Source organism: Nocardia pseudovaccinii NBRC 100343 (assembly GCF_001613225.1).
Classification (GTDB): Bacteria; Actinomycetota; Actinomycetes; order Mycobacteriales; family Mycobacteriaceae; genus Nocardia; species Nocardia pseudovaccinii.
This window is the reverse complement of sequence record NZ_BDBY01000132.1, coordinates 1-4837: the sequence shown is the minus strand read 5'-3', so window position 1 is coordinate 4837 and position 4837 is coordinate 1. Positions and strand designations below refer to the sequence as shown.

The window sequence follows — 4837 nt, the reverse complement described above, 5'->3', positions numbered from 1 at the left end:
GGCGCGGGCGATCTGGGCTTCTTCTCGCCCGGCAGCTTCTGGCCCATCACCCTGGCAGGCGCGGGCTCCATCACCGCCCTCGGCCTGGCGTTCTTCCAGTTCTGGCTGATCGGCATCGGCGTGGTCTGCATCCTCGGTGCCGCCGCGGGCCTCGTCTTCGAGTACTACCTCGGCCCCGAAAAGCACTGAACGAATAGCTCTTCCCGAAGCGTCTCACCGGATTCCGGTGGGACGCTTCGGCGTTGCTGGGGCTGGGATGTCGCCGGATGGTAGTCGAATGGTGGTTGCCGAGGGGCCTCGAAGCCACCATTCGACTACCGTCGCCGCTGCTGCCGCGTGGGGTCAGAGCGAGGCGAGGCGGGACAGGATGCGGTTGGTGGAGCGGGGTGCGACACCGGCCAGTCCACGCAGAGTGCGCGCGAAGCGGGGTTGGAGGCGGGCCGGGCGGGTGCGGATGGCCGTTTCGATCAGCCGGGCGGCGGCGGTCGGTTCCAGAGCGGGCTCGGTGACGTAGTGCGCGATCGTTCCGGTATCCGGTTGGACGGCCGGATATTGGACGGCGGTCACCTGGATGCCGCGCGGCGAGAGTTCGGCGTCCGCGCATTGACCGAAGGTGGTCCAGGCGGCCTGGGAGCTGGCGCAGGAGGCGAAATTCGGTGTGGCACCTGTCTTCAGGCTCCACGGGCCCACATTGATCACATGGCCGGAGCCGGATTCCAGCATGGCGGGCAGCAGGCCGAGCGTCAGGCGTAGCGGACCGAAGTAGTTGGTCGCCATCATGCGCTGGTAGTCACGGAAGCGGTCCAGGGACTGCGAGACGGGTCGGCGCAGCGGACGGCCCGCATTGTTGATCAGCACATCGACCCGGCCGAAGTCGCTGAGCACCCAGTCGACGAGCTGATCGACATCACCGAGTGCGGAAATATCGCAGCGGAACCAATTCGCCGCACCGCCCGCATCGACGATCTGATTGCAGCCGACGACGAGTTGATCCCCGCGCCGGGCGACCAGCAGCAGCTGCGCACCGTGTGCGGCAAGGAGTGTGGCTGTGGCGTGACCGATCTCGGAACACGCATCCGTCACGAGAACCCGCAGCCCCTCGACGGATTCGGGCCGCTGACGCTTACGATCCGGCAAACGGGGTGGGGCAGTGCGGAATTCGAGCATCAGAGCAACCTTCACCGTAGATGGGCTGAACCAACGCATCGACACCCCGCCGACAGTGCCGAAGTCGACCGCTATTGCCAACAGATAGCCGAACCGCCGGACGGCGGCGAAGCTATTTGCTGGCGACTATGTGCGGCGCGACATAGTCTAATCCGCGGAGTCGTACCGCAGGGCGTGTTCGGATGCGCAGATCTCATCGATTCCGGTAACGATGTCGCGCAACAGTTCTGAGGGCAGCGCCGAGGGCCGCAAACGGCAGGTGAAGGTGATCAATCCGTGGTCCTCGACCGCGAGTCCGCGCGCTTGCGCTTCCTCACGCAGGTACTTCGAGCGCACGCCGTAGGTCATCGCGGAGATGACGGTGAAGCATCCCGTCCGCTCCCGGTGTCCAGCAAACAAATCGTGCAGTCTGTAGAAAACCGAGGTGTAGGTCGATAGCGGCGCGAAAATCGCGACCCGGTAGGCGGGTCCGCGTTCCGAGGAGCTGATGACCGTGTCGGCAAGATACTCCGCATCGCGCAGTGTCAGCACCTTCGGGGCGAACATGAGCGCGCCCGCTGCGGCATTGCGCACCGGTGCACCCGCGCGGCCGCCCGCGGCAGAGGCGATGACGCCCAACGACTTCCTGGTCTTGGTGCCGACCTCACGGCGCGCCCGCAGCGAGCGGGTGGGCGTGGTCGGGTAGAGGCTCGACCACTGACCGAACCGCACGGTCCCCAACTGCACATGGCCGGTGCCGACCGGGCGCGAAACCTTCAGTGGCGCGGTATCGACCCAACGACCGACCTGCAGGGCGACATTGCCCGGCCGGGCGATTTCGGCATAGGCGTGTTCGACGAAGGAGTCGAAGTCCAGGAAGCGGTCGGCGTCGGTGGTGAGCCAGGTGTGGTCCTTGTCGATATCGACCGCATCGAGGGTGAGTGCGGTGATGATGCCCGCGCGTCCGCCCGCGCCGAGGATCCGGTGGAAGCGCTCGGTGTGGTGATTGCGACCGCAGGTGCCGATGCGTCCGTCCGGATCGACGTACTCCAGGTCCACGATCTGATCGATGAACATGCCGTACTTGTGCGATGCCGTGCTGACACCGCCGACCGAGGCGAAACCGCCCGCGGTGATATCGCGGTGGTCGCCGACGATCGGCAGACCGAGCCCGTGGGCGCCGAGGCGGCGATCGATATCGGACAGTTTGGCGCCCGCCTGCACTCGCACGGTGCGCCTGCCGAGGTTGATATCGAGCACCGCATTCATCTTTCGCAGTGACACCACCGCGCGCGGATCGGGTAACGACAGACCATCGTCGATCGGTTCGCCGCCACGCACCGTGAGGTTTTCCGCGCGACCGCGTGAATTCCGCACCGTACGAACGACATCCGCGGTGTCACGGGGTAGATATTCTTCGGCGGCGACAGTGTGCGGCGTGCTCATGGACCGAAAGCTAACCACAGCGCGGCCTCCGATGCTCGTTCGATCTCTACGGTTACCGGACCGGCGGCGCCAGCCGCTGGCTGAACAGGACGGATCCGGTCGCATCGCACAGATTGACCGTCAGTTCCCTTGACTTGCCGTCGATCAGCACCTCACCGAAATGTTGGAAGCTGTCCAGCGGTGAGGCGTTCTGAACGGTCGGTGCGTGCACGAAGACCGCCTCCGGACCGAAGGTGCCGTCGAGCGGATTCGGGCCGAACGCACCGGCATTCAGCGGTCCGGACACGAACTCCCAGAACTCGTCGAAGTCGGTGAAGGCGGCGCGCTCGGGCGAATAGTGGTGGGCTGCGGTGTAGTGCACGTCCGCGGTCAGCCAGACCACGCCGCCCACCTTGTTCGCCTTGATCGCCGAGAGCACTTGGGCGATTTCGGTTTCCCGGCCGGACGGGGCGCCGTTGTCGCCATTCGCGGGGCCCTCGTAGGCCGTGACTTTTTGTTCACCGTCCTTGACGACAAGGCCGAGCGGGAGGTCGTTGGCGACGATTTTCCAGGTGGCCTTGGAATCGCGCAGACCCTCGATGAGCCACTTCGTCTGTTCCGGACCGAAGATGCGACCGGTGGGTCCGTTGTCGATGTCGTTGGTGTCCTTATATGTCCGCATATCCAGGACGAAGATGTCCAGCAGCGGACCATAGGAGATCTTGCGGTAGAGGCGGCTGTCGACCGCCTCCTTGGGCTCCAATGGCATCCACTCGTGGAAGGCCTGCCAGGAGCGCGTCGCGAGGGCGTCCATGCTGCGCTCGCTGTAGCCCTTGGTCTCGGCGACCAGGCCGCCGTGGTACCAGTTGTTGACGGTTTCGTGGTCGTCCCACTGGACCACCTGGGCGACCGAGGTATTGAAGTGGCGGTAGTTCTGGTCGGTCAGGTTGTAGGCGTAGTTGCCGCGGAACTGGGCCAGGGTCTGCGCGACAGCGCTTTTCGCCTCGGAGACGGTATTGCGCCAGATCCGGCCGTCGGGCAGCGTCACCGATTCCTGCAGCGGGCCGTCGGCGTAGATCGAGTCACCGGAGTGGATGAACAGGTGCGGGTCGCGCGCGGCCATGGCGGAGAAGATCTTCATACCGCCGAGTTCGGGGTTGATGCCGTAACCCTGGCCGACCACATCACCGGACCACTGCAGCTTGATATCGGATGCGCCGGTGGGCACGGTGCGGAACACACCGGTAATCGGTTCGGAGGTGGCGCCGTCCTCGCCTTCCAGGGTGACCCGGTAGTGCACCTGCTGGCCTGCGGGTAGACCGTTGACGCGCACGCGTCCGGTGCCGTCGGCGTCCGGAGTGAGCATCGGGCCGGTGAATCGTTTGGCGTCGGTGAAGGATTCGGTTGCCGCTGTCTCCACGATCAGCTTCGCGGGCTGATCGGAGCGCGCCCAGATCAGCGCGCCGTCGGCGCGCGGATCGCCCACCGCGACGCCGTGAGTGAGTTTCGGGCGCGGCCGGACCAGTGTTGGCCCGTCATTCGAGCAGGCGGCGAGTGCGGGGACCGCGACGAGACCGAGGGCGGAGGAGCGCAACAGGGTGCGCCGGGAGATGCCGAAGTCCGAACCAGTCATTGGCTTACCTTGGCGCAGGGAGTCCAACACCATGTGAACTCCCATCGTCGGCTCGGCCAACAGGCGGCCGGTATCAGCTGCGCGGTCGGAGTTCGATGATCGGGATTAGCCGGTCGGTCTTCTTCTGGTAGCCGAGATAGCGCGGTTGCACGGCGGTGATCTGCTTCCATGCCTGCTCACGCCGTTGCTCGTCCAGCTGTTCGGCCGTGACGTGGTACTTCGTACCGCCCACCTCGGCCCACACCTGATCCGGGTGCGCGGCGATATTGTGATACCAGCCCGGATGTTGGATCGCGCCGCCCATGGAGGCGACGATCAGCCAGCCGCCGTCGTCGGCCGGAAACCGGCTCACCGTCACCCGGCGTTCCTGACCGCTCTTCGCACCGACGGTGGTCAGATAGACCAGGTCCATCCCCATGAATCGGTCGTGGCGGAATCGGTGGTATCGCTCCATCGCCTGGATGAGGAAACGGAACACCGGATTGGGTGACGGCGGTCGGGATCCCCGGGTTCCCGGTGGAATCTTCTGAAAACTCATGATTCGCTCCCATACCGCTCGGAACTGTCTACCTGACAGCATTCCACTTCGGTGATCATTTCGTGGCCGGACGCCGGATGATCGAAGACCCCGGA

5 protein-coding genes are annotated in these 4837 nt (G+C 65.2%); 1 reads left to right on the top strand and 4 read right to left on the bottom strand.

The features are described 5' to 3' along the window. The coding region (gene ctaF / locus NP3_RS15850) for an aa3-type cytochrome oxidase subunit IV (RefSeq protein ID WP_169814508.1) at positions 1-189 on the top strand (189 nt) is incomplete at its 5' end. A 153-nt stretch (positions 190-342) separates the two neighbouring features. Here the strand turns inward: ctaF and NP3_RS15845 are convergent. The 4 genes from NP3_RS15845 to NP3_RS15830 form a co-directional block, all read right to left on the bottom strand. After that, positions 343-1167: an SDR family NAD(P)-dependent oxidoreductase gene (locus NP3_RS15845; protein WP_063824788.1), complete on the bottom strand. Its 825-nt coding sequence runs from the start codon at positions 1165-1167 to the stop codon at positions 343-345. Between the two features lie 147 nt (positions 1168-1314). Beyond that, entirely contained in the window at positions 1315-2592 is a 1278-nt protein-coding gene (locus NP3_RS15840; protein ID WP_063042059.1) for an FAD-binding oxidoreductase, read from the bottom strand. Positions 2593-2644: 52 nt separating this feature from the next. Beyond that, positions 2645-4204, bottom strand: coding sequence for an alkaline phosphatase D family protein (locus NP3_RS15835; protein WP_063042057.1), 1560 nt, complete (start codon positions 4202-4204; stop codon positions 2645-2647). A 73-nt stretch (positions 4205-4277) separates the two neighbouring features. Next, a complete protein-coding gene (locus NP3_RS15830; RefSeq protein ID WP_245720957.1) occupies positions 4278-4742 on the bottom strand; it encodes a nitroreductase/quinone reductase family protein in 465 nt (154 codons plus the stop codon). Positions 4743-4837: the final 95 nt, after the last annotated feature.

Bases quoted from the DNA above. Each gene is read 5' to 3' on its own strand.
- NP3_RS15845 (WP_063824788.1), bottom strand. From the start codon at position 1,167: ATGCTCGAATTCCGCACTGCCCCACCCCGTTTGCCGGATCGTAAGCGT.
- NP3_RS15840 (WP_063042059.1), bottom strand. From the start codon at position 2,592: ATGAGCACGCCGCACACTGTCGCCGCCGAAGAATATCTACCCCGTGAC.
- NP3_RS15835 (WP_063042057.1), bottom strand. From the start codon at position 4,204: ATGACTGGTTCGGACTTCGGCATCTCCCGGCGCACCCTGTTGCGCTCC.
- NP3_RS15830 (WP_245720957.1), bottom strand. From the start codon at position 4,742: ATGAGTTTTCAGAAGATTCCACCGGGAACCCGGGGATCCCGACCGCCG.